This is a genomic window from Myroides indicus, assembly GCF_004364575.1.
GTDB lineage: Bacteria > Bacteroidota > Bacteroidia > Flavobacteriales > Flavobacteriaceae > Flavobacterium > Flavobacterium indicum_A.
Genome location: NZ_SOAG01000031.1, coordinates 1 through 24,218 on the forward strand (window position 1 = coordinate 1; position 24,218 = coordinate 24,218).

At 33.2% G+C, this 24,218-nt stretch carries 21 protein-coding genes; 7 read left to right on the forward strand and 14 right to left on the reverse strand.

Annotated elements, in window-relative coordinates; translation table 11 throughout:
- Positions 1–812 precede the first annotated feature (812 nt).
- Positions 813–1,193, reverse strand: a complete 381-nt coding sequence (locus tag C8P70_RS11755) for a nuclear transport factor 2 family protein (RefSeq protein WP_133713513.1) — start codon at positions 1,191–1,193, stop codon at positions 813–815.
- A 204-nt stretch (positions 1,194–1,397) separates the two neighbouring features.
- On the opposite strand from C8P70_RS11755, the gene dcm reads away from it, so the two are divergent.
- Positions 1,398–2,639 carry a DNA (cytosine-5-)-methyltransferase gene (dcm, locus tag C8P70_RS11760; protein WP_133713514.1) on the forward strand — a complete coding sequence of 414 codons (1,242 nt, stop codon included), beginning with the start codon at positions 1,398–1,400 and terminating at the stop codon, positions 2,637–2,639.
- Positions 2,640–2,650: 11 nt separating this feature from the next.
- Here the strand turns inward: dcm and C8P70_RS11765 are convergent, their stop codons facing one another.
- From C8P70_RS11765 to C8P70_RS11775, 3 genes are read right to left on the reverse strand one after another with little or no spacing between them, the layout of a single operon-like run.
- Positions 2,651–3,382 (reverse strand): PmeII family type II restriction endonuclease, encoded by a 732-nt coding sequence (locus tag C8P70_RS11765; protein WP_133713515.1) that lies wholly within the window; start codon positions 3,380–3,382, stop codon positions 2,651–2,653.
- Between the two features lie 49 nt (positions 3,383–3,431).
- On the reverse strand, positions 3,432–3,956 hold the full coding sequence (locus C8P70_RS11770; protein WP_133713516.1) for a hypothetical protein: 525 nt from the start codon (positions 3,954–3,956) through the stop codon (positions 3,432–3,434).
- 27 nt (positions 3,957–3,983) lie between these two features.
- The gene (locus tag C8P70_RS11775) at positions 3,984–4,409 is read right to left on the reverse strand and encodes a hypothetical protein (RefSeq protein WP_133713517.1); all 426 of its coding nucleotides are present in this window, start codon (positions 4,407–4,409) and stop codon (positions 3,984–3,986) included.
- Between the two features lie 204 nt (positions 4,410–4,613).
- Between C8P70_RS11775 and C8P70_RS11780 the strand changes: the two genes are divergently transcribed.
- Complete coding sequence (locus C8P70_RS11780) at positions 4,614–5,570, forward strand: hypothetical protein (protein ID WP_208293404.1); 957 nt, start codon at positions 4,614–4,616, stop codon at positions 5,568–5,570.
- A gap of 276 nt (positions 5,571–5,846) precedes the next feature.
- Here C8P70_RS11780 and C8P70_RS11785 read toward each other — a convergent pair whose 3' ends face one another.
- The 6 genes from C8P70_RS11785 to C8P70_RS11810 all read right to left on the reverse strand — a co-directional run bounded on the left by C8P70_RS11785 (position 5,847) and on the right by C8P70_RS11810 (position 10,253).
- On the reverse strand, positions 5,847–6,446 hold the full coding sequence (locus C8P70_RS11785) for a 7-cyano-7-deazaguanine synthase (protein WP_133713518.1): 600 nt from the start codon (positions 6,444–6,446) through the stop codon (positions 5,847–5,849).
- Positions 6,434–7,624: a PfkB family carbohydrate kinase gene (locus C8P70_RS11790; protein WP_133713519.1), complete on the reverse strand. Its 1,191-nt coding sequence runs from the start codon at positions 7,622–7,624 to the stop codon at positions 6,434–6,436. The genes C8P70_RS11785 and C8P70_RS11790 overlap by 13 nt, the downstream gene beginning before the upstream one ends.
- 2 nt (positions 7,625–7,626) lie before the next feature.
- On the reverse strand, positions 7,627–7,944 hold the full coding sequence (locus tag C8P70_RS11795; protein WP_133713520.1) for a hypothetical protein: 318 nt from the start codon (positions 7,942–7,944) through the stop codon (positions 7,627–7,629).
- A 381-nt stretch (positions 7,945–8,325) separates the two neighbouring features.
- Positions 8,326–8,721, reverse strand: coding sequence for a DUF5367 family protein (locus C8P70_RS11800; RefSeq protein ID WP_133713521.1), 396 nt, complete (start codon positions 8,719–8,721; stop codon positions 8,326–8,328).
- Positions 8,722–8,741: 20 nt separating this feature from the next.
- The gene (locus C8P70_RS11805; protein WP_133713522.1) at positions 8,742–9,416 is read right to left on the reverse strand and encodes a hypothetical protein; all 675 of its coding nucleotides are present in this window, start codon (positions 9,414–9,416) and stop codon (positions 8,742–8,744) included.
- A gap of 246 nt (positions 9,417–9,662) precedes the next feature.
- Entirely contained in the window at positions 9,663–10,253 is a 591-nt protein-coding gene (locus C8P70_RS11810) for a helix-turn-helix domain-containing protein (protein ID WP_133713523.1), read from the reverse strand.
- Between the two features lie 1,977 nt (positions 10,254–12,230).
- Here C8P70_RS11810 and C8P70_RS11815 point away from each other — a divergent pair.
- The 3 genes from C8P70_RS11815 to C8P70_RS11825 all read left to right on the forward strand — a co-directional run bounded on the left by C8P70_RS11815 (position 12,231) and on the right by C8P70_RS11825 (position 19,139).
- The gene (locus tag C8P70_RS11815) at positions 12,231–15,257 is read left to right on the forward strand and encodes a SusC/RagA family TonB-linked outer membrane protein (RefSeq protein ID WP_133713524.1); all 3,027 of its coding nucleotides are present in this window, start codon (positions 12,231–12,233) and stop codon (positions 15,255–15,257) included.
- An 11-nt stretch (positions 15,258–15,268) separates the two neighbouring features.
- Positions 15,269–16,660, forward strand: coding sequence for a RagB/SusD family nutrient uptake outer membrane protein (locus tag C8P70_RS11820; RefSeq protein ID WP_133713525.1), 1,392 nt, complete (start codon positions 15,269–15,271; stop codon positions 16,658–16,660).
- A gap of 109 nt (positions 16,661–16,769) precedes the next feature.
- Entirely contained in the window at positions 16,770–19,139 is a 2,370-nt protein-coding gene (locus C8P70_RS11825; RefSeq protein WP_166666223.1) for an alpha/beta hydrolase family protein, read from the forward strand.
- An 83-nt stretch (positions 19,140–19,222) separates the two neighbouring features.
- On the opposite strand, the gene C8P70_RS11830 is transcribed toward C8P70_RS11825, so the two are convergent.
- From C8P70_RS11830 to C8P70_RS11845, 4 genes are all read right to left on the reverse strand, one after another.
- Entirely contained in the window at positions 19,223–19,516 is a 294-nt protein-coding gene (locus tag C8P70_RS11830) for a DUF6520 family protein (RefSeq protein ID WP_133713527.1), read from the reverse strand.
- A gap of 37 nt (positions 19,517–19,553) precedes the next feature.
- The gene (locus C8P70_RS11835; protein ID WP_133713528.1) at positions 19,554–21,038 is read right to left on the reverse strand and encodes a MauE/DoxX family redox-associated membrane protein; all 1,485 of its coding nucleotides are present in this window, start codon (positions 21,036–21,038) and stop codon (positions 19,554–19,556) included.
- A gap of 184 nt (positions 21,039–21,222) precedes the next feature.
- A complete protein-coding gene (locus C8P70_RS11840; RefSeq protein WP_133713529.1) occupies positions 21,223–22,056 on the reverse strand; it encodes a helix-turn-helix domain-containing protein in 834 nt (277 codons plus the stop codon).
- A gap of 543 nt (positions 22,057–22,599) precedes the next feature.
- A complete protein-coding gene (locus C8P70_RS11845) occupies positions 22,600–22,950 on the reverse strand; it encodes a winged helix-turn-helix transcriptional regulator (RefSeq protein ID WP_133713530.1) in 351 nt (116 codons plus the stop codon).
- A 124-nt stretch (positions 22,951–23,074) separates the two neighbouring features.
- Here C8P70_RS11845 and C8P70_RS11850 point away from each other — a divergent pair, with 124 nt between their 5' ends.
- Entirely contained in the window at positions 23,075–23,443 is a 369-nt protein-coding gene (locus C8P70_RS11850; RefSeq protein ID WP_133713531.1) for a nuclear transport factor 2 family protein, read from the forward strand.
- 6 nt (positions 23,444–23,449) lie between these two features.
- Positions 23,450–24,079, forward strand: coding sequence for a nitroreductase family protein (locus tag C8P70_RS11855; RefSeq protein WP_133713532.1), 630 nt, complete (start codon positions 23,450–23,452; stop codon positions 24,077–24,079).
- The last annotated feature ends 139 nt before the right edge of the window (positions 24,080–24,218 follow it).

Genomic DNA, 24,218 nt, shown 5'->3' on the forward strand with positions numbered 1-24,218 from the left:
TGAATAAGGCGTAAAAAGACCGCGAAGGCAGGTGGAGCGAGACTGTTTTTTGTTACTTTTTTGCAGTTTCAAAAAAGTTAATAAAGAAAATATAAACATAATTCCCCTTCATTTTGTCTTGATACAACTATTTGATTTTTAATAAAAAGTAAAAACGCTTAAAATCAAATAATCACTGAACTCCCCCTTACTTCCCGTACCCTTTACCAAAGACTGTTATAACCTCCATTTTTAAGCTTTTATCATATAAACCACTTAAATACTGCATTTTTTCTGTTAAAAGAAAGATGTGATGTCCGCATGTGACCGCTATTGACCGCATATGATCGCGTAAGTCCGGTATGCTTTTGTATCAGTGGTATACCAATGGGTATAAAAGTGCTGTTTAGCCCTGATATAACAAGTCTTTTGTACAAATACCAAATCAACATTTTTTGGATGTTCTTCGAGTGTTGTTCGACACTCCTTCGACTGCGCTTCGCAAAAACGGCACTTTTGTCGAAGGATCCCCGAAGAAAGGTCGAAGGAGGGTGCAAGAGAGGTACAAGAAGGGTCTAACAAGAGTGAGGAGAAAATACTGATAAACTATGAACTAAAATATTTTGTTTTTGTAAAACCTGAAAGCCTGTGATATCTTAATAATATGGGCGACAAGGCAAACACGGGGGACAAATGAATAAAAAAAGTAACTTATCTGAAACACTCCACCAAGCCAGCCCCTATCTTTAAGAAATCTGTGTCCCTTGATTTTAAAACTTAAAGAAAAGGAAAAGTATAACCGAGCGTGTTATTGCAAGAAGGGTTTTACCATATCAGGAAATATCGGTTAAAGTTATAATTTTATTGTTTTTAAACGTAAAAACAGATTTGCCTTTTAATGCCAGCTCCTCCCCTTTTTGTAATCCGTTAGGAAAGTCCATCGCTGCAATAGCCGAATAGTCTATTTCTATTTCGGTTTTGTCGCCCATATGTTTAACGGACGTTATTTTTTGCGATCTGCTTATAAAGTACTGCTTTGCTGTTTCTGCCTGATTTTTAAAAGCTTCTATGCCGTGCAAGGTCATTGTGACATTTCCGTTTTGTATATTTTGGAAAACGATTTTATCATCCAAATTACCAATCATCTTTTCAATGTCAAAGGCGTTATAACCGTCTATATAATTTTGGATGATTTTTTCTCTGGGGGTGTTCATTTTACAGAAAAGTTAAGAGAGTTGTTTTTTTATATTACGCATGACGTATCAAATATAAACCATTCTACAGAAATAGTGGATAAAAAGATAGTTTTGGAAAAAGTAAAACAACAATCAGAAACTATTTTTTACCGTTTTATTTTGGAAATATAGATTTTTTTACTTTAAATTTGTAACCAATGTCTAATGTTGTACAACCTGGTTATGAACGAATATTTAACGATATCTGAAACGGCAAAATTACTAAAAAAAAGCACAAAAACTTTGCGCCGTTGGGATGAAGAAGGAAAACTAACTGCCATTCGCGAGCCTATAAGCAATTACAGAGTTTATCTAAAAAGTGATGTCGAGAATCTATTTGCTGAATTTCTCCAAATAGATGTACCGGAAACCATTTCTAACTTTGTTAAGCCTAACCATGAATACAAAGTTTTAGAGTTATTTGCCGGAGCAGGTGGTTTAGCAGTTGGCATGGAAAAAGCCGGACTAAAATGCGTTGCTTTAAACGAGTTGGATAAATTTGCCTGTGCCACTTTACGTAAAAACAGACCGCATTGGAACGTTTTGGAAGGTGATATTAAAAAGTTTAATTTTAATGAATATGCCAATCAGGTTGATGTTGTAACCGGAGGTTTTCCTTGTCAGGCTTTTAGTTATGCAGGAAAGAGGTTGGGCTTGGAAGACGCGCGCGGAACACTTTTTTACGAGTTTGCCAGAGCTGTAAAAGAAGTTAATCCCCCCATTTGTATTGGCGAAAATGTGCGCGGTTTATTGAGTCACGACGGCGGAAAAACACTACAGGGCATGATTTCTGTTTTAGACGAAATAGGCTATAACGTTGTACCCGTTCAGGTACTTAAAGCCATCCATTATAAAGTTCCTCAAAAAAGAGAACGCTTGATTTTGGTTGGAATAAGAAAAGATATTGACATACCCTATGAATATCCCAAACCACATCACAAGATATTTAACCTTTCGGATGCTTTAAAAAAAGGAGAATTATACGATTGTAAAGTACCCCAATCCGGTGGTGCCAAATACCCTGAAACGAAAAAGGCTGTTTTGGATTTAGTACCGCCCAAAGGATATTGGCGTGATTTACCGATAGACATTCAAAAAGAGTTTATGGGGGCAAGCTTTTATCTGGGAGGAGGCAAAACCGGTATGGCAAGGCGCATTGGCTGGGACGAACCTTGTTTGACTCTTACCTGCAGTCCGGCACAAAAGCAAACCGAACGCTGTCATCCGGACGAAACCCGCCCATTTACAGTAAGGGAATATGCTCGCATTCAAACTTTTCCGGACGATTGGGAGTTTGCCGGATCATTGGCTCAGCAGTACAAACAGATAGGTAATGCGGTTCCTGTTAATCTAGCCAAAGAATTAGGTTATTCCATCATACAATTTCTTAACCACTATTACAAGACCAAAGAGGATGTAAACTAAGCGCCCTCTTTTTAATTAAAATTAAATAAGGGTGAAGTTTCTATTTCTTTAGCCAATTCTTCTACTCCTTTGTTTAGCATATCCCGGGTATTAATATTGTTGATTAAAGCGTGTAATTCTGTTACTAATCCTTCGTAAAAATGAGGAAATCCCGTAACTCTGTGCCAAAACTCTTTACCAATAATAACCGGATGGGTTTGATCAATCAGCTTATAATGCATACTTAGTTCTTCTGGTTCTCCATAAAGTACACCCACTATAAAATCAGTATTATTGATATTTTGAAAAGCTTTATTGGTTCGCGCCAGGTTTATAGTATTGGTAAATTTTCTTATCAAAGGTTTTATATCTTCCGAATTGATAGTATTGGGTCCCGATTTTAATTGACACCATTTTCGTCTGTTATCTATTTTGTCAACAAACTCTATATCCATCCCTTTAATCAAAGAGCCCTCAGCAATCTTTAAATCTACAAACATATTTTGTATTCTGGTACCAAAGGACGTGTTAATAGACGTTCCTAAAACTCTGGGGTAAAATAAAGCTTTTGCCACGCCCATCGGCGTATAATCATTTTCAATAAGTTTAGATAAATACTTAACCACAATCGGGTTTATATTATAACTTTTTAGTTTACTGTGTTTTTTAACACAGAGATCTATATGATTTTCAAAAATATAGGTTTTAAAGTAAACTACAATTTCTTGTAACAGCGCTTCCTGAGTTGGTGTTGATTGATTCATACAGTTGTGTTTGTATCAATTTTAGTAAAGATTATTTACAAATATAAAATTAAATTCTAAATCCTTTGGGCAGAGTTGATATATCTAAATCCTTAGGATTAGCCCCGTTTATTAATGAAGTAATAACTTCGTCTTCTTTAAGACTTTCAAACTCATCATAACTTAAATCAAACATAATTTGTAAGTTAACCTTGGTAATAGCCTCTTTAGTATCAATAAAATTATCCGAATACATTCTTATAAACTGTTGTTTCAGAACTTCTAAAACTTCAAAGTGTTTTAGTTTTATAAAATCCCCTTCCTTGATTCTAAAAATTCGTTTTAAAGCCGTAAAATCATACAGTTCTTCCTCCGAAATAAAATCATCACTTAACACAAAATAGGCATACGATATTAAATAATCTAAAGCCTCATTCCTAACAGATTCTATCTGGTTATTATGAATTATTATCTTATCAATATCATCCTTGTTCCCATCTTCATTCAATAAAGTTAATTCTATCTGGTTTATAATTTTATTTTTTGATTTATTCTCTTCGATAAATCTTTTATAATTTTCTGATAGTGTGTACATTGCTTTTTTAATATCTATTTACGATAATTACAATTCATTATATAAGGCAATAAATTCTGTTAATTTATCCTCATCCATAGTTAGATCTCTTTTAAATACATTAAAATCAGCTAAAGCAAATATCAAGTCATTCCTTCCTGTTATTTTAGAATTTGTAAACTTCTTATTTAATTTCAAAAAGATTATTAATGATTCAAATTCATTATATCCTACATTAGTTATTTTCCCTTTAATCAGGTCAATGTCTTCCATAGTTTTTATTATAAAGCTATCTCCTTGTCTTTCATATTTATAAGCTGTCTCATTATTTAATATTATAGACTCCTCTGTAAAACTTATTTGTGTTATATTTCTTTCCTCTCTAGGTTCAATATATGCACTTCTGTTCTGAGAAAAAGAAGTAAAAGAAACTAGCAATAAGAGCATTAAATTAAAAAAGTAAATCTTTTTCATCAGTAGCAAAGTGTGTTTTTAATAAAGTATTATATCTCTCTGCAAGATAATATTTATTTTTAACAAACAACAACACAATTTAACAAAAAACAATTATATTAGCAAAACCATATTAATAAAATACGGTGATAATGCTTTTTCACGAAACTGAGACTGTATTTTATTTAGTAGAAAACAATGTTACCTGCAAGCCTAAAAGAAACTATGAAAAAAATATTACTATTTATTTTAGCAACTATTACAATTTCTTGTAATAGTCAAGAGAAAATTGATTTTAAAGTTGGCTATTTACCAAACCTCGACTACACACTATCACAAAAGCAGATTTCAGAAAATACAATAAAATACATCGCTTCTGACGAAGTATTGCAATCTTTAAAAGATAGAGGAGTTGAAAATCCTACTGTCAAAAAAGATACCACAATACTTAAAAGTATTTCTAAAACTGGAAGAATTGAAGGAAACGCGTTTCCAGTTAATATTGAATTATTAGAATCAACTAATCCGACTTTGCTAAGTGGAACTAAGTTTTTTGGTAAATATATCGACCAAAAAATTAGAATTGATTCTATTTTTTCAACGACAATGACAAATGAGGAAAAGATGACGTTAAGGATGACGATGGAATCGATGTTAAACCAAGTTGAATATCCAAATAGAAAAATTAAAGTCGGAGAAAGTTTTAAACAAAATAATCCGATATCTATGCCCATCGGAAATATAGTAATTGAACTGGATATTAATTCAACATATACTTTAACAAATATAAGTGACGGAATAGGATATTTTAATCTTGACCAAATTTATACGTTAAAAACAGAAATTGAAAATTATGAAATAAAGGTGAACGGAAAAGGAAATGGACAAATCCAATACGATATTGAACAACAATTTTTTACAAAATACTTTTTAGAAATGGAGATGAATCTAAAAATGGATTTAGATCCTTTCTCTATTGAATTACAGACAAAGAGTATTACTGACCAAACCACAGAAATAAAAAAAGCGAGTAAATCAAATCATAATAACCAAGCCTTCCTCTTGTTAAAAAACTCACCGAACCAACCTATAAGAGACTACGTAAATATTATGGCTGACATGCATAAATTTCACAATCAAACTTGGATTAGTTTTACTAAGTCTAATCCTCTTTCTGCATAATCTAAAACCTCAAAACTTTTTCTTATCTTTGAATAAGATAGTTTTCATTAATAGAAATTTTAAATGGTTAAACGAAAAAAGGATAGCTCGCTATCCTTTTTTTATACTCATAAAAACTCCCAACATAGCCAAGAGTGTATTATACAAAGGTACACAAAAGGATGCCTTCGCCTATTTGCTTTGCTCGAGTCGTACAACAGCCGAGAGTTCCCCTTAACGGGCTTTCATCTCTAGCCCTCTAGGTAAGAAGAAAGCCTAGTTATTAGTGACGGTTTTTTATTCTAATCCAATTTCATACTTTACTCTTAATTGCTTAGTACAGCCTGAACATTTTCCGCAAGCCAAATTAGATATATGACAAGAATGTGCAATGCTAATTAATTCAAGTGGTACATTGAAATTCTGTACTAGTTCGTGACTATATAATTCTAAAGTAGGGCATAAGATTTTAATATTTCCTTCTTGAAAAACAACAGTTTCATTTATTAAATCATAGAATTTTTTTGTACCATCTGTATGAAACTTATCGGATTTTACAGATGCTAAATATATTTCAGAAACACCATCATTAATTGCTTGCATTGCCGAAAGTGTTATAAGTAATTGATTTCTGAAAGGCCACCATTCCTCCGATGGAGAACTTTTTAAATTTTTCTTATTTGCTAAAGTACCCGATCCTAAACTCGAGCAATCAACACTAATAACTTTATGCTTAATATTCAACACCTTACAAATATATTCAGAAACATAAATTTCTCTTTCGGCGACTGTTTGACCATAATTAATTGTATATGCTATTTCAGGTTTTAAATTGTAGGCAAGTGAAATAGAATCAATACCACCTGAAAGTAAAATTGCCCTCTTTAAAGATTCCATATCGTTTTATAAATAGCTGTTGTTAAGTGATTATAATATTGAATATCCGAACCTTTTAACATCAATAATTTTTTTTCCTCACAAGTACGATGATATCCAATAATTTTTTTTCCTTTTGCTAACGAATAACCCGATTCAATCAAAGTTCCTGAATCATAGTTATCAAAAAGACAAAAGACAATATCAGAATTATTAATACCTTCTATATCCTTTTTTGCGATAAATTCACTGTTCCCTATTCCAACGTCGTGGAATGGAGAAAAAACTTTTATACCAAAAGAAAGAAAAGCATTTCGTATTTTATCAACTAAAATTAATTCTGAAATTGCAAAAAATGGAGAAGCAAGATAAACTTGCTTATTTTCCATTGATTTATAAGTGAATTCTTTAAATCCAAAATTCGGGAAATTGGTTGCGTCAATATATGCTTTTATGTTACAAAATATTGCGGTGGATTTTGAAGCATATAGTGCCGATTCTTCGATACTTAATTTTTTATGCATCCAATAGTATCCAAAACTAGTTGTAAATATATCTCCAGAACCAATTTTAAACACGTTATTAGTTATATATGATGGTATTTTAATTACTTTATCTCCAATATATAATGTTGCACCAAATGGACCATCTTTGATAAGAAAAGCAGTTGCTTTTTCTTTTTGAAAGAAATATTCTTTTAATACATCTATATTATTAGATTCAGCTAACTCATGAGCTTCATTCTTGTTTACAATGTATACTAATTCTTTTGCATGACCAATATCATTGAATTTATTTGGTTTTATTGATGTTTGTGGATCATATACAACTTTATCTCCACTAATTAAATAATCTGCTTCTAACATCCCAAAAGCAATTATATTTTCACTTTCAACACTTAGTGAATTTACTTTTGTGATATTTAATATGCTAGGAAATATACTAGGATCATCTAATGGGAAACTGTACTTAAAAGTTATCAAGTCCTTATAAGGAGTTAATTCAAAATTGAAATTCTTATAAACTTTTTGATTCTCTTTCAAGAAAATCATTGTTTCTTCATTCCCTAGGGTATGGAAATGTACATTACATTTATTTTCTAATAAAAATTTTGCTCCACGAAATCCTGAACCGAATAATTCAACAGATACTTCATCGTAGTCAATTTCTTGATAAGTACCTCCTATTATATCAATCATAATTAACCCCTTTCAATTTTAACATTACACGCAGGCATGCTTATAGAAGTAATTGTTGCTTGATATTTGTTTCCATTCTTAATACATTCTATAAGTTCTGCAGTACTACGATGAGCGATAGAACCCAATGTTTCACCATTGCGATTGCTTAAAGTTACTGTTTCAAATTGAGAGAGTTCAATCTCTAAAATATCTCCAACTCTGTGATTTTTTAGTACATCTAAGTCAATCGAAGAGACTGCAGTATTTATAATTCCTGATTTACAGTCAAATTTTACACTTTGTGGTGGTACATAGCCACCTCCACCTGATCCACTCATAAGTTTTAGTTTTTAAAGTTTTGTTTGTTTTAGCATTAGGCATAACATTGTTTTTCACGAAACAATATACGGTGTAGTTTTTAAAAACACATACACCTATATTCCGTAAAATTTTCCTAAATATACAATTTTTTATTAAAATTTAAAATTACTTAAAACAAAAACCTCCCAATTGGAAGGTTTTATGTTTCCTACTTTAAAGTATATTATTGCTAAAACATTTATTTCTTCAAATACAAATTCTTCCGTCCTTTACCTCTATTTAGCTACAACTCTACCCTCAGTATTTTTTAAGTATCCTTTTATTTTTTAGTTTTTAGGTCAAAAAAGGAGTTGCGCAACGGCTACCCTTGTTAGCGGTTCGTTGTTATTTCGATATAATTAAGTTTCTTGTCTAACTTTTTTGTCTTTTCTAATCAGTCCAAAAACTAAAACCGTTGCGTAAGCCCACATTAACCAAGAGCCAAAAGTAGCAGCATCAGTTTCTGGTAAATTTGGAAATACTAAGGGGAAAAACTCAATACAGAATGTGTCGAGAATCATGCCTGGAAGAACCATTATTACAGATGATTGAATTGCTTGTAATTTACCCAATTTGTATTTATTAAAAACCCAAGCAGCCAAAAGTCCTAAAAATGGAAGTACAGCCAAGTAAATTCCAATCATTACAGTATGATTGTTCGTCAAAAAAAAGTATTGACCATAAACCCTAAAAGCAATGGTTGCCAAGAGCCAAATTGTAAACCCAATTATCAAACTAAAAATTTTGTAATTCATTGAAAATTATTTTTATTTTTTTAATTATTTATAGTTTGTTTTAAAACTGCCTTTATAAACAACATTCTATTACTCAAAAGATATTTTTGTTCATATCTTTCAAGCAGTTTTAATACTTCTTCGTTTGTTCCAATATACATATAAATTCTTTTGCCTTCACTTATTTTATCTATTTCAAAAGTGCATTTTTCATTGCTATCTAAATTAATCTTTAACAAATATTGTTGATTAATAGGAATACCTACTTTATAAACTTTTTCTCCCGAAATAGAATAATACATTTTTGAATAAGGCTTTTCATTCAATGAATAATAAGGGTACAAATAATTTTTTGTAAGTGATTTATGTTCTTTTTTTGGATGAACTTTATTGTATAATAGCTCTACAGTATAAAGTTCCTCTAACTGTTTCTTCTCTAATTTCGCAATACACAATAACTCTAAATCATCACTATTGTAGATGTTTTTTTGAAAATCTTCTACGGTTTTCATTAATTCACTCTTAGTTATTCCTTTTATGATGCTTCTAAGAGTAGTAGACAATTTTTCTTGATTTTTTAATCTTTTGCTTAGTTCTAAAAGATCCTTATAATGTTTAGTTTCTTCTTTGAGTCTGTTTCCAAAATCATCAATAGTTGACATTCTTTTTTCTATACCTTTAAATAGGAGCTCCATTTCTATTGTAGTAAATTCCATAATGAATCGTTTTAATCTCCGTTTATTTCTATTTGATCAGCAAATTTAACTAGCTCAGACATAGCAATGAAGTCATATCTTTTAAAAGTCCTTCCTCTAAAAAACTATCAACTATAATCTCTATATTATTTTCTGCTATATTCTGTAGATCCGGAGAAGCTATAGCTATTTCTAAGATATCAAATGGAGTTAATTCTCCATCGTTAATAAAGTATTTTTAAAACCTTAAGAAGCTTTATATATCAATTATTTTCTCATACCATCTATTAACTCTCTCAATTCTTCTTTGCTCATGCCTAAATATTTTTTAGCATAATCCTTATGTACAAAAATACTTTCATTCCCATATCTATACTTAAGTTGAACTATCAGAGAGTTTCTTGGCTCTTTTCTTAAAAGATTTGTCACTTCTGTTGAGTTCTTTTTTCTTGCTTTTGAATTCATTAATGACAGAAGTATTTTAGAAGTTACTGGTTTGTTTAACACACCTTCTTTTATCAAACGTTCAAGTTCGTTGGCAAGAATATTTGATGTGTCACGAATTACAATTCCTTTTTCTGCTCTCTCATTAATAATTTTAATAGTTGATTTAGGAAGCTTACTCTTTAAAGGTAATTTATAGTTAGGGTTAGCAAAATCATAATAAGTGAGGTTAAATACAGACGCTATACTTATCATCTTATTAATATTTAAACCTACTTTCCCCCTAATAATATTCTTAATATTAGAAGAATTAGAATCTATTAATTTTGCTAAATCTCCCTCTGTTAGCCCATAAAAACTTAAGAATTCAGCAACTCTTTTACCATATTCTTTTTGATAATATTCTTTACTCATATCAAAATAGATTAATTTATTTTGTTTTATCTATTTTTATTTATATATTTGTTTTTGAAAACAATAGCGACAATAAAAAGTATATTATTAATTACTTTTAAACGATGTCACTCGTTCGAAATCCGCCAGATTGCCACGAGTTGACCGAGAGCTCGCCTATTGCTGGAATTTTGTAACTTTGCAAAATATTCCAGTAGGGCGTTCCTCGTTAACTTTTGAGGCAACTCTGACCATGTCAGAGCTGGTTTCTGGCGGAACCACGAACAAAAGTTGAGGACGTCCTATCTGGTTTATACCATGATATTATCTCTTCACTTTTTCGTGTACATCGTTCCATAACCTCAAAACCTTATATTATGAGAACGAAATTTTTAGTACCGCCTCGCAAAAAGCCCCCGGATGCTTTCCGCACCGTGCTAATCCGCATACCGTACAAAACGTAAACTGCGCCTGTTATGAGGCACAGCTATAGCAGATAAACAGCCGTGGCACAGCCTCAGCAATTATCTAACCTTACAGCCCTTTACCTAAGCAGTGTAAACCGCCTTTGGAAAGACTTTTATTCTCGCACTCTAAAAGTACCTTATTTCTTAATAGAAACCAAATAACAAGCGTTTTACTCCCTGTTTTTGTTAAAAAAAGCTGTTAATGACACGGGTTTGCAAAGTGTCCTGCCACGCAGGGCACTTGTAAACCAATGGGATAGGTATGTCCTAATCCTAAACAGAAAAGTACTATTCATTTTTAAAAATCTGTGTACAGACCATTGTATAATTTTCCTCCTCAGGGTGTTGTTTTTCATAATGCATTGCTTGGTTAGTAAACACCCCGCCCTGTGCAGGTGTCCTGCCTGCACAAGGGCTTTGAGGAAAAAGTACTAAAGAACAATTTAAAGTAAAAACGAGAAATTATGATTTACAAACCCAAAGTAAACATCCGCACCAAACCGCATCAGCTGACAAGCGAACGTCTTTAAGCCGAAATGAAGTGCTGAGAATACAAGCCGCAGGCAGTTTGTATTCGTGCCTGAAGAAGGCGTAAAAAGACCGCGAAGGCAGGTGTAGCGAGAGGGGGTTTTGATTCTTTTGTACCCCTTACAAAAGAATAAGAAAAGGAATATTTCATTCTATACTTTCTTTTCCTTGATACAACTATTTGATTTTAATAAAAATAAAAACGCTTAAAATCAAATAATCACTGAACTCCTCTAAAAATAGAGACGATGTGAAGTAAAACAAGTATCAAGTTTCTTTTCTTTTATCTTGATATAAAAGAAACAAAAGATCAAGACTGCATTTCTCCTATCGGTCTTTCTAAGGTTTGTTTTGCAAACTATATGACGGTGGCTTCGCCCATATAGTTTAATGCAAAACTGCACCAAGAAGACACTCGACAGAGAAATGAGGTCGTTGGGAAAGGCATTAAAGAACAATATTAAGTAAAAACAATAATATGTTATATAAACCTAAAATAAACATCCGCACCCAACGGCATTATGTAATTAGCGAGTGTCGTCTTAGCGCAGGGGCGTTATGAGAAACCATGTCCGAAGCGTAGCTAGTCTGGTTTCGAATAGGCACAAGCGATAGATGACCGCTAAATTACATTCAGCCAAACCCTTTTTGTTTCTTTTTGGGGTCATCAAAAAGATAATAAAGAAAAATTATAAGTCCCTTCATTTTGTCTTGATACAAAACGAAGCAAAAGATCAAGGCTGCATTATTTCTACGGTCAAATCTGCTTTTGATTCCTAAAAGAAAAAACACTAGCTCCGTTTCACTACGCGTCAAACAACCTTTTCTTTTTTAACGGAATCCGCAAGCATTTGACACTCGCAGAAATCATGATGCCATGAGAAAGGCATTAAACAACAATTTGAAGTAAAAACGACAAAAAAAATACCCCCTAAAAAGCGGCAACTTTTTAAGGGGCTGAATAGAAAAACAAATGTTTAACTAACCATTTCATTACAAAATTATGAAAACCATTACACAACCCAAAAGCAAACACAGGTTTTACCTGTTGCTGCTTATCCTACTGTGCAGTTTGCACACCCATACCCTATTTGCACAACAGCAAATACAGCTCAAAGGAGTTGTATCGGACAATTCCGACATACTGCCCGGAGTAAGCGTAACTATTAAAGGTACAACCCAAGGTACTTTAACGGACGTAAACGGAGTGTACAACCTCATCGCCAAAGGAAACGACACTCTTGTTTTTTCCTATATCGGTTACAAAACTGCTGAAATCCCCGTAAACAACCGCCAAACTATAAACATCACACTACAGGAAGACACAACCCTGCTTAACGAAGTTGTTATAAACGCAGGATATTACAACGTAAAAGACCGGGAACGCACGGGAAGCATTGCCCGGGTTACGGCAAAGGACATTGAGTTTCAGCCGGTGGTTAATCCCTTACAAGCCATACAGGGACGCATGGCGGGTGTAAGTATCACACAGTATTCCGGTGTACCCGGAGGAGGGTTTGATATACAAATCAGAGGACGGAATAGTTTACGCATCAAAGGAAGCAGTATAATTGATGGAAACCTACCTTTATATATTATAGACGGAATCCCAATATGGTCAGGCAAAATAACGGACTCCGGTTTTTCTGCAGCTATTTTACCCATGGCTGACAGTAACCCTCTAAATTCTATTGACCCCAATAATATTGAAAGCATTGAAATATTAAAGGATGCGGATGCTACGGCAATTTACGGTTCGCGCGGGGCAAACGGCGTGGTGCTGATAACCACCAAAAAAGGGAAAGCAGGCAAAACCACGTTTACAGTTTCGTCCTCCACGGCATTTAGCAAAACAGCGTCCAAAATGAAGTTGATGAATACCGAACAGTTTAACCAAATGCGGGAAGAAGCATTTGCCAACGACGACATTACTGAATATCCCGCCAATGCTTATGATATGAATGGTACTTGGGAAAGAAACCGCTATACCGATTGGCAAAAAGAACTGATTGGCGGAACGGCAATAAGCAAAAACATTCAATTGGGCATTAACGGCGGAAACGAATACACCCGGTTTACCCTTAGTGCCGGACATAATGAAGAAACCACCGTATTTCCCACATATAACGGTTATAAACGCAACAGCTTTTTGTTTAATCTCAATCACGTAAGCAAAGACAGTAAATTACAAATCAATACTTCTACAAGTTATTCTGTACAGTCTAACAATCTTATCCAAACTGATTTAACCAAAACTTCCCTTACTTTAGCACCCAATGCCCCTGCTTTGTACAACGAGGACGGCACACTAAACTGGCAGGAGGGTACTTTTGATAATCCGTTAGCCCCAATGGGAGCAACCTATAATTATGACAACAAAAACCTGCTTTTAAATGCAAATATTAGGTATAATGTACTCCCTAATACTTTTGTTAAACTTAATTTAGGTGTAACCAATAATAATTTTCAAGAAAATACCCTTACGCCTTACACAACATATAATCCGGCGTATAATTTAACCAGTGAACATTCAAATGCTCAAAAAGCAAGTTTTAATACAAATTCACTTATTGTAGAACCACAAATCAACTGGTTTAAAGATTTTAATAATCACTATAAATTAGATATTTTATTAGGAGGAGCGTATTTATCCAATACAAGGGATTCTTTTTCAATTTATGGAACCGGATTTATATCGGACGCCCTATTAACCAATATTGGAGCAGCTAACAATAAAATAATTTCTTCCATAACTAATTCAAAGTATAATTATGCCGCTGTTTTTAGTAGATTTAATTTTAGTTACAGAGATAAATATATTTTTAACCTAACTGCACGACGAGACGGATCAAGTCGGTTTGGTGATAACAACCGCTTTGGCAATTTTGGCGCTGTTGGTACTGCGTGGGTATTTACTGAAGAAAACTTTTTAAAGAATAACAATTGGCTAAACTTTGGAAAAATACGTGCAAGCTACGGAACTGCCGGAAGTGATAATATTGGCGATTATCAATATTTAGACACTTACACACTCTCAACTACCAAATACGGCGGAACAGTAGGTTTGAATCCTTCCCGACTTTACAACCCTGATTTTAGTTGGGAAAAAACCACCAAATTAGAAACTGCTCTTGAATTGGGATTATTTAACGACCGTATTCATACAAGCATTGCTTGGTATAAAAATCGTTCGTCCAACCAACTGGTTGGTATTCCTCTGCCCGGAACAACAGGATTCAGCTCTATACAAGCTAATTTAGATGCAACTGTAGAAAACTCCGGATGGGAATTTACACTGAATACCGTTAATCTTCAAAATACCGACTGGTACTGGACAACCAATTTTAATATATCCTTTCCTAAAAACAAATTGGTTTCCTTTCCTGATTTAGAAGGTTCCACCTATGCCGATCAGTTTGTAGTAGGAGAGCCAACCAGTATCCGAAAAGTATATCATTATGAAGGAGTTAATCCTGAAACCGGATTATACCAGTTTACCGATTACGACAATGACGGTAAACTTACCCCAACAGAGGACAAACAAATGATAAAAGAAATCGGAGTGCAATATTACGGCGGAGTGCAAAATACCGTAAGCTATAAAAACATCAGTCTGGACTTTTTATTTCAGTTTGTCAAACAGCAAGGATACAATTATAATCAGGCAATAATTCTACCCGGAATTCTGAGAAATCAACCCATAGAAGTACTTGACCACTTTAATCTCGAAAATAAAAATGCTTCATACTCATTTTATAGCACCGGAGTAAACAGCGAAGCTCTGAACAATTCCTTTTTACTACAGGAAAGCGATAAGGCAATAAGTGATGCTTCCTATATCCGATTAAAAAATATTTCTCTTTCCTATACGCTTAAAATTCCGAAAGTAAAGATAGAATCCCTTAAACTATATTTTCAGGGACAAAACCTTTGGACAATAACCAATTATTTTGGTCTTGATCCTGAGTCAGGTTCAAACTATCTGCCTCCTTTAAAAACGTATGCTTTTGGTTTTCAATTAACCTTTTAATTTTTATAGTCATGAAAATAAAATTCATTAAACAGATAAGCAAATTTTTTATTGTCAGTTTGCTGTTTTCATTTTTACAATCTTGTGAAAATCTGATAGAAGTCGATTTGCCCGACAACCAAATCAATACAGAGGATGTTTTTAAAGACATCCACACTACACAAGCTGCTTTGGCTTCTCTATATATCAATGTCAGGGAGAATTCCCTTTTTAATGGAGGATATTCAGGTATAGGGTCTGTATTGGATACTTATTGCGATAATTTGGACGATTTTTCGGGTGCAGGAGCAAATACAGGTATTAATGAATTTTTTAATAATACCATTATTCCAAATAATTACACCTTAAACATATTGTGGAAAAATAATTACGAGCATATTTACGCTTTAAATGCTTTTATAGAAGGACTGTCATCCTCAACTTACATTACAGAAGAAGATAAAAGTGTTTTTTTAGGCGAGGCTTATTTTTTACGAGCTTTATACTATCACTATCTCACGCAGTTATTTGGCGATATGCCATACACCACAACCACCGATTACAGATTTAATACAACAATCTCCAAAACTAAAACAGAGGATGTCCTTAATTACGTTGAACAGGATTTAAAAACCGCTTTGGAAACACTTCCTGCAGAATACCGAAATCCGGAACGTATCTATCCAAATAAAGCAGCTGCAGAACTACTACTTGCCAAAAATTATCTATTGCAAAAGCAATATGCACAGGCAGCCATTTTTGCCCAAAATGTGTTAAAAAAGTACGATTATGTATTGGAAGAAGATATAAATAAGGTTTTTAAAAAGACGGCACAAAGTACAATCTGGCAATTGGGAAATGAGGCAAACGGAGTCGCAACTCTGGAAGCAGGAAATTATATTTTTGATTCAACACCACCTACGCGGTTTGCTTTAAGTTCTGAACTGATAAATTCTTTTGATGAGGAAGATAAAAGATTGCTTTATTGGACAAATGAAATATCACAAAATGAACAATCGTGGCATTACGCCTATAAATACAAAAATAACAATAGCAATGAAGATGAATACTCCATTGTGTTTAGAATTGAAGAAGCCTATTTTGTATTGATTGAAGCACTTGCCTATCAAAATCAAACAGCAGAAGCCATCAAATATTTAAATGCAATAAGACAAAGAGCTGGTTTACCTGAACTGCCCGATACGCTTTATCAAAACGAATTGATTGACGAAATACTCAGCGAAAGTAGAAAAGAGTTTTTTACTGAAGGAGGGCATCGCTTTTTTGACTTGAAACGCAACAACAAATTGCACATACTAAAAATGGTTAAACCTAACTGGGAAGACAAACACGCTTTGCTCCCCATACCGGAAAAAGAAATTATACTGAACCCTAATCTATTGCCACAAAATGAAGGTTACTAAAATATGTTTAATATTATCCTGCTTTTTTATATTTTGTTATAGTTATTCCAATACAATAAATGACAGTATCGTTATAAGCCCTCATTGGAATAAATTATATAGTTATCTGATGTCGGAAAAGGGAACTTGGGTGGTCACTTTAAGAGTCAGTGAAAATGCTAATAACAAAATCAATATCACTAATACTGTTACAAATAAAAATATCGTTTTGGATAACCTCACTAATATTGAATTCCTAACCGAAAATAGCATTGTAGCAAAGCTAAAAAGTCAATTCATTCTACTTGATTTACAAACAGAAAAACAAGTAATTATACCACATGTTTCCGAATTTAAAATACTAAACAACATCATTTGTTTGAGAGATACCTCTGGTACATTAGCACTTGTAGAAGTTAATAAAGGAAAATTAAACCAACTATTAAAAATAGATAATGTAGTATATCACAGTATTTCTCAAGACAGCAAAAAATTAATGTTTGTAACATTGAAAGACAGTTATTCTGTTTTTCAATTAAATATAACCGACCTGACAACTATTGAAGTGGAAAAGCTACCCTCTATGATTGAGAATATAAAGTGGAGCAATGACGGAAACTACACTTATATTAAAACTGTTGATAGCAAACTTTTTTTATTAGACCTAAATAAAAATAAACTACAAGAAATAACACTTAGACATACAAACGCAGAATATAGGGATATTATTTTTATGCCTGACAACAAGATTTTTATCAGTTATGTCAAAAAACGCCCTAAAACAGAGTCTTTTATAGATTATGTAGAAATATGGAATACAAAAGATAATAATCTGGAATTTAAAAGGAATAATACTATTATAAATCCTGAAGATGCAGAGTGGTGTGTATATGATATAAAGAACAAGAACCTGAACTATCTAAATAAAAGCCATAGTGGTTTCTTCTATAATATAGCTAATTCAAATACTTTAATGGCAGTGGATCAGATTAAATATAAAGATTATACGCATTTTACTCCTGATATAAGTATTGAGCTATTTAACATACAAGACCAATCCAAAAAATTTGTGATTGAAAGACTATCTAATAGCAGCAACAATCTTTCTTATTCCCCTGAAGGAACGTATATAAGTTATAAGATAAATAATAGATGGAATTTTTTAAATACAAAAAGTTTAAAAACAATTGCAATTAATAATTTGGAAGATCAACAAACTCTTGTATGGGACAATAATAACCAAGAGAATGCATATATCACTGCAAAATCAAATATTTACAAAATTTCACTCATTAATGGTAAGGTAAGCAGGCTAACAAACTTTTCTGATGATATTGATATTCAAATTCTCAATATCCATAAGGAATACACCAACCTGACAAGTTTAAAATATATATCAAATAAAGACTCATTACTAATTAAAACTATAAACAAAGAAAACAACTACAATGGGCTTTACATACTACATTCCGGTAAGCTTAAAGTTTTAGTTGAACCAAGTTCTAATCGTATTGATAATGTTTTGTGGAATACAGATTATACATCCGTATCCTATACCGAAGAAAATTATAATCTCCCTCCAACACTAAAAATATTCAATCAAGGAACAACAAGAATTTTACAAGAAAGTAATATACCCACAAATCTATATAATTGGCGAAAACAAAAAATAATCAATTATAAAAACAAATTCAACCGTCCTTTAAAAGGTGTTCTTTACTATCCAAAGAATTATATAGAAGGCAAAAAATATCCAATGATAACACACATCTATCAAATACAATCTGATAAATCCAATTTTTTCGAAATGCCGAATATAAAATCGAGTTTCAATTTTCCATTATATATTGAGAATGATTACTTTGTTTTCTTTCCGGATACGTATATATCAGATGAAGGACCGGGAATATCAGCTTTAGATTGTATAAACTCTGCAATAAGCAGTGTTCTCGAAAAAGAAGAAGCAATCAATAAAGATAAATTGGGAATTATAGGAAATTCTTTCGGAGGATATGAAACCAATTTTATTGTCACACAAACTAACCTCTTTAAAGCAGCTGTATCAGGTGTCGCTGTAAGTAGTCTTATATGGGATTATTTTTCATATTCATATAACTATAGCAAGCCTTTATATTGGCAATATGAAAATGGTCAACTTGATATGCGAAAATCTTTTTCGGAAGATCCTGATAAATATCTAAACAACTCGCCGATTTTATATGCTCATCAGGTTCAAACACCTTTGTTGTCATGGACAGGATTAGAAGATTATAATGTTCATTGGGAACAAACCCGGCACTTTTTCACAGCATTAAAGAGATATGATAAAAAACATATAGCACTATTTTATAAAGGAGAAGGTCATGCAATCACAGACCCCAAAAAAGCCAAAGATTTATTCCTGCGAATAAAAAATTGGTTTGACTATTATCTAAAAGGTGATAACAGTGCTTTATGGATAACAAAATCTGAAAATGCTTTTACTTCTCAGACGTATTAAGGCTCATTTTTCATAGTGAGTAATATAAATAATTATTGTAAAAACTGAGGCCGATTTGTAAATCAGCCTCAACATTTTAATTTCTAATTCTTTTTATAAAGCTTATTAGGACAGGAAGTCCCTTCTAATTCATACAAGTTATGTTCTTTACCTGATGATACATCAAACCATGTACATAATACAGGATTTGTAATAGTTGTACACATAACATTTGTAACATTACAAGGGGATGTATTTCCTTCTACAAGTCTATAATATCCTATTCTATCCGTTACTTGCATTTCTGCATTTTTCATTGCATTTGTAGCAAATGCTGCTCCGATAGCAAGTGCAAATACACCGATTTGCAATCCTGCATTTTTTAAAAACTTTTTCATTTTTCAATTAATTTAAAGTGGTAATACGCCTACTCTGTTACAGGTTTTCGGCTTTCTCCTGATAGTCATACTTATCCCTTATTGCGCCGGCTAATCGATAACGGACAAGTTCAGTGTCAAACAAACCATACAGATAATGGTCTGTAACAAGCATATCCGAGAGTTTGTGTTCCCCGCGGTGGTACACGTAAAAGCTGCCGATATAAGCTTGTTTCACAAAGTCATACACATCTACAATTACTGCCTGTTTCCACATGCTTTTGGATTCTGATTTTCCAATGGAATTAGAGATATTAAACAGGAGGTTGCGATGTACAACGACATTTTTATTAATAGTTTGAGGCGGTGCACTCATTTTGTGCCCGCCGTTTTTTAGTTTTGTAACTGAGATTCGGGCAATACTCGTGGTATCTATCGTATTTCCCTGATGAAGTAAGTAGAGGTTAGCATCCACCACTATATACTGATTGCGATAAAAGTAAGTGTAAACTGCCTTTTGTTGTTGTGGACTGTAATTTAATATACCGTCAGTGTCAAACACGCCGTCAATCTGTTTTTCCAACAATTCCGGATACAAGCTCACTCCTCCTTCTGCCGAAATATTGAGCAATCCCAAAACATTTTCTTTAGTAACCGCACTTTGTCCTCTAAAAGTGATTTTGATACTGTCCAACGGTTGAAAGTCTGAAAAATAGGCTTGTCCCAAACTTAAAGTTTTTGCTTCCCATTGGTTTAGTTTTCCTCTAAAAATGACGGGAACATAACCGTCAGCCAGATAAAAATACGGGTGTAAAACTTTTAACCGAACCGATCGGAAAGGGAGGTCTGTCTTATCTATAGATAAAGTATAATCTTGTCTTTGCTCCATGGCTGAGTCAACTATTGCCAAACGCAAAGGCGCGGTGTGGTTTCCGAAATAAACAGTATTTTGATAAGCGCCTGCAAAGTAAAATGAGTTTACACCTAAATCTAAAACTTTATCTTCCAAAACGCCGTGAGGCAAAAACCTTCGTATAAAAGGGTTTTCTTTTTTAATAATATATTCCGAGGATAAAAACAACACAACTACTGTTCCCGCACTCAACACCAATAATACCGAACTTGCAATCAGCATTCGTTTTTTAAAAGTGTCGGAAAATATAATTGACAGTAAAATCAACAGACACACAACAATATTAAACCAAAGGTGCTGCGTCCAACCCATTTTTTCCAAAATACCGCCACAGGAACACGGTACAAAATCGCTGTAATTGAGAATAAGGTAAATGTAAACTGCAAAGGCAGTCATCAATCCAAAGCTGAGGTATAATCCTATAAGCAGACTGCGCCTGACGCACAGTAAAACCGCAATCAATAACTCTGTTATAATAACAAGATAGGAAACAGGAACGGCATAGGCACTAAGTAATGGAGACTGTGCCAACTGCACCTGAAATTCGTCAAATGTAATGAGTTTGCTGACGGAGGCATATACCCACAATACGATAAGAAAATAGCGGATAAAAATAACGGTTAGTTTCATAGCAAGGGGGTGTTATAGGTTTGTAAAGCATCATTCAGTTGATTTTTTAAGTATCAAAGTTCTGATATAAAACGCAATAAATACATGTACATTAGCGTCAAAAACATGTACATTAGTACCAAAAACATGTACATTAGTACCAAAAGCATGTACATTAGTGCCAAACAAGTAAATGGGTGTTTTTTTAAAGAGGAGAAAGTACAAACCGGGGAATATCTTTTAGGTTTAGACCAGATAATCTTTTAAAGGTTTTAATGTAATGACTATAGTCACTAAAACCGCACTCATGAGCTATTACTTTGTGGCTTTTATCGGTAAACATCAAAAGCTCCAAACTGCGCAGTAATCTGTGTTGCAAAAAATATTGATAAAAAGTTACTCCAAAACACTCCTGAAAGCTTTTTTGGAATCCCTTATATCTGAATCCTTGCTGCCGGATATATTCACTTAAATTTTGAGTTGGATTTTCAAAATACTGTTTATAAGCCTGCTTAAGCTTTTTTTTGTCGGTAAAGTGAAAGTTAGGTTGAATATCGGAAGTGTATTTGTTTTCGATGGCATACAAAAAGAAAATCAGCTTTTCTTTGGTTTGAAAACGGCGCATGATTCCGCAAATATAATGTGTGGCTTCAGGTGACGAAATTATATTAATCCCTATGATTTGTGGGTTAATCTTCTTTTTAGAAACTTTCCGTATATAGTAAGACAAGTGGTCTAAAATATTTTGTTTGTACTTTTCGCTCAATTTGTCGGCTTCAATCCATTTCCATGTTTTGAAAAACAAATGGTATTCCACAGAAAAGCGGTGTTTGAGCAAACTTTGAATAGAGTGTTTGTGCAATCGAACAAAATTAGAAGCAATACAAAATTGGAGTAAGGTAGAAAGCATGGCATTGGACTGTTTGAAATAAGCTGCACGCGAATATCCCGAATATCTTGATGTAAAGGGCAGTTCGGCATAACGACGCCAAAATAAATTCACGATTTCTATTAATTCTTCAAACAACACCTGCTCCATGATGTAACAACAAAGTGGCGCATTTTTTAGATATCTACAGCCAAGATGTGCCTAATATCCATAACCCGACCTAATGATATAAAATTATTAGTTTCAAAGTTAAAGATTTATAATAAGATACAAAAATTGTTTAAAAATTCGGAAAATAACTTAATAAAGACATTAATTGCATATAAAGTAACTGTTACTGTTTTGTTATATAATGTATATAAACTATGAACAACGCAGATAATAAAATCAGGCGATAAGCAGTTAATAATTATACTTTTTAACACCTTACAACAATAAATACAATCAAAACAAAACACTTTAATAAATTACCATTCAGTTCAATACTCCCGAATGTAAGAAGATGTAACCGATGAATAAACAAGCATACATAGACAAGTCATTTACCGAAAGCTGAACAAAAAAACAGGAACCATTTTATCCGGCAACCGGGGTAAAAGTAGCCAGGCTGGAAAAGTACCTAGCGACAGAACAAGGATTAAAGCATTGCTTTTTTTACCACAAACCGGGGTACGTACCGATCTAGAACAATCTTTACTTTTCGATAATTTTTTTTCGGTGTGCAATTCCCCAATCTGATAAATAACTGATGACAGTTTTCAACGTCATACCGTATTCTGTAAGTTCGTACTGAACCATTATGGGCTGTGTATTTAATACGGTGCGTTTCACCAATTTATTCATTTCCAAATCCTTTAATTCCTTGCTTAACATTTTGTTTGAGATTCCTGTTACATCATTCAAAATATCGGAAAAACGCCTTTTATTGTGATAGCATAAAGTGGCAACAATGGAAATCTTCCATTTACCGCTAAGGACATCCATGGCATCGTGAACAGCCATTAACTCTTTCTTACACTCAACTTGAAATTTATTGTCTGCCATAAGTTACTTGGTTTCTCAAAAGTTACTATTACTTTTTGTTACTAAGTATCAAAAATAAACAATTCCTTATTAATTTTGTCACATTAATTGAATTAAAAATATAGTACAAAGAGCAACAAAGAAAATGAAAAATAACAAAGCTATTTTAGAAAAGGCAAATGCAGCTATTAAAGCAGGCAACAATGAAGGCTTTCTGTCTTACTGCACCGAAGACACCGAATGGATATTTGTTGGGGACATAACCTTAAAAGGAAAGGAAGCCGTTCGGCAATATATGGCAGTAGTATATGCAGAACCTCCAAAAATCAGTATCGAACTGATGATTGAAGAAGGCGAATTTGTTACGCAAATGGGAAAAATCAGTTTGAAGGACGACAACGGAGAAATGACAGATTATTTAGCCTGTGATGTCCTTAAATTTCGTGAAGGAAAAATAGCTGAATTAAAAGCTTTTGTTATCAAAGAGAATAAAATAATTGAAACGAAAAACTAAAAAAATATGACATTATTAGAAAATTTACAGTGGCGTTACGCCACAAAAAAATTCAGCAACAAAAATGTGGAGCAGAACAAAATTGATAAAATCGTAGAAGCGATAAATCTTTCTGCAACATCCACAGGCTTGCAACCATTTAGACTATTTGTAGTTAAAAATAAAGAGCTTCAAAAAGTTTTGGGAGAAAATAGTTTTAACTCTCAAATAGAAGAAGCATCTCATCTTTTGGTCTTTGCATCTTTTGATAAGGTAACGGAAAAACATATTGATGAATATATGAGCTTGATTGCAAAGGAAAGAAACCAACCTGTTGAAAAACTTACCGAATTTAGAAATACGCTAGTGCAATATTTTAGCAAAAATACGCCAGAAGAAAACGCTGTTTGGGCAGCAAAACAAGCCTATATAGGGCTTGGCACAGCTTTAATTGCTGCGGCCGAACTACAGATAGACAGTACACCGATGGAAGGCTTTGATAAACAAAAGTTTGGAGAAGTTCTACATCTTAAAGAAAAAGGACTGAAGGCAGTAGTGTTGTTAGCATTGGGGTACAGCGATACCGAAAACGACTGGAATGCAAATCTTAAAAAAGTTCGCTTACCAATAGAGGAATTTGCTACAAAAATAGCCTGACAAATAAGAACAGCTTTCCATAGCAAGAGATAACGAATACAAGTCTAGAGGAGAAATTAAAAATTTCTCCTTTTTTATTGCAACAACCTTTTTATATCTTCTTTTGCCAGAGTTTAATAAAAGCTAGCTACTTAAGATA

Excerpts from the sequence above, each read along its gene's own strand:
- C8P70_RS11775 (WP_133713517.1), bottom strand. The coding sequence starts at position 4,409 with ATGAAAAAGATTTACTTTTTTAATTTAATGCTCTTATTGCTAGTTTCT.
- C8P70_RS11755 (WP_133713513.1), bottom strand. The coding sequence starts at position 1,193 with ATGAACACCCCCAGAGAAAAAATCATCCAAAATTATATAGACGGTTAT.
- C8P70_RS11805 (WP_133713522.1), bottom strand. The coding sequence starts at position 9,416 with ATGGAATTTACTACAATAGAAATGGAGCTCCTATTTAAAGGTATAGAA.
- C8P70_RS11765 (WP_133713515.1), bottom strand. The coding sequence starts at position 3,382 with ATGAATCAATCAACACCAACTCAGGAAGCGCTGTTACAAGAAATTGTA.
- C8P70_RS11855 (WP_133713532.1), top strand. The coding sequence starts at position 23,450 with ATGACATTATTAGAAAATTTACAGTGGCGTTACGCCACAAAAAAATTC.
- C8P70_RS11795 (WP_133713520.1), bottom strand. The coding sequence starts at position 7,944 with ATGAGTGGATCAGGTGGAGGTGGCTATGTACCACCACAAAGTGTAAAA.
- C8P70_RS11820 (WP_133713525.1), top strand. The coding sequence starts at position 15,269 with ATGAAAATAAAATTCATTAAACAGATAAGCAAATTTTTTATTGTCAGT.
- C8P70_RS11840 (WP_133713529.1), bottom strand. The coding sequence starts at position 22,056 with ATGGAGCAGGTGTTGTTTGAAGAATTAATAGAAATCGTGAATTTATTT.
- dcm (WP_133713514.1), top strand. The coding sequence starts at position 1,398 with ATGAACGAATATTTAACGATATCTGAAACGGCAAAATTACTAAAAAAA.
- C8P70_RS11810 (WP_133713523.1), bottom strand. The coding sequence starts at position 10,253 with ATGAGTAAAGAATATTATCAAAAAGAATATGGTAAAAGAGTTGCTGAA.
- C8P70_RS11800 (WP_133713521.1), bottom strand. The coding sequence starts at position 8,721 with ATGAATTACAAAATTTTTAGTTTGATAATTGGGTTTACAATTTGGCTC.
- C8P70_RS11770 (WP_133713516.1), bottom strand. The coding sequence starts at position 3,956 with ATGTACACACTATCAGAAAATTATAAAAGATTTATCGAAGAGAATAAA.
- C8P70_RS11830 (WP_133713527.1), bottom strand. The coding sequence starts at position 19,516 with ATGAAAAAGTTTTTAAAAAATGCAGGATTGCAAATCGGTGTATTTGCA.
- C8P70_RS11785 (WP_133713518.1), bottom strand. The coding sequence starts at position 6,446 with ATGGAATCTTTAAAGAGGGCAATTTTACTTTCAGGTGGTATTGATTCT.
- C8P70_RS11850 (WP_133713531.1), top strand. The coding sequence starts at position 23,075 with ATGAAAAATAACAAAGCTATTTTAGAAAAGGCAAATGCAGCTATTAAA.
- C8P70_RS11780 (WP_208293404.1), top strand. The coding sequence starts at position 4,614 with ATGAAAAAAATATTACTATTTATTTTAGCAACTATTACAATTTCTTGT.
- C8P70_RS11790 (WP_133713519.1), bottom strand. The coding sequence starts at position 7,624 with ATGATTGATATAATAGGAGGTACTTATCAAGAAATTGACTACGATGAA.
- C8P70_RS11845 (WP_133713530.1), bottom strand. The coding sequence starts at position 22,950 with ATGGCAGACAATAAATTTCAAGTTGAGTGTAAGAAAGAGTTAATGGCT.
- C8P70_RS11815 (WP_133713524.1), top strand. The coding sequence starts at position 12,231 with ATGAAAACCATTACACAACCCAAAAGCAAACACAGGTTTTACCTGTTG.
- C8P70_RS11825 (WP_166666223.1), top strand. The coding sequence starts at position 16,770 with ATGTCGGAAAAGGGAACTTGGGTGGTCACTTTAAGAGTCAGTGAAAAT.
- C8P70_RS11835 (WP_133713528.1), bottom strand. The coding sequence starts at position 21,038 with ATGAAACTAACCGTTATTTTTATCCGCTATTTTCTTATCGTATTGTGG.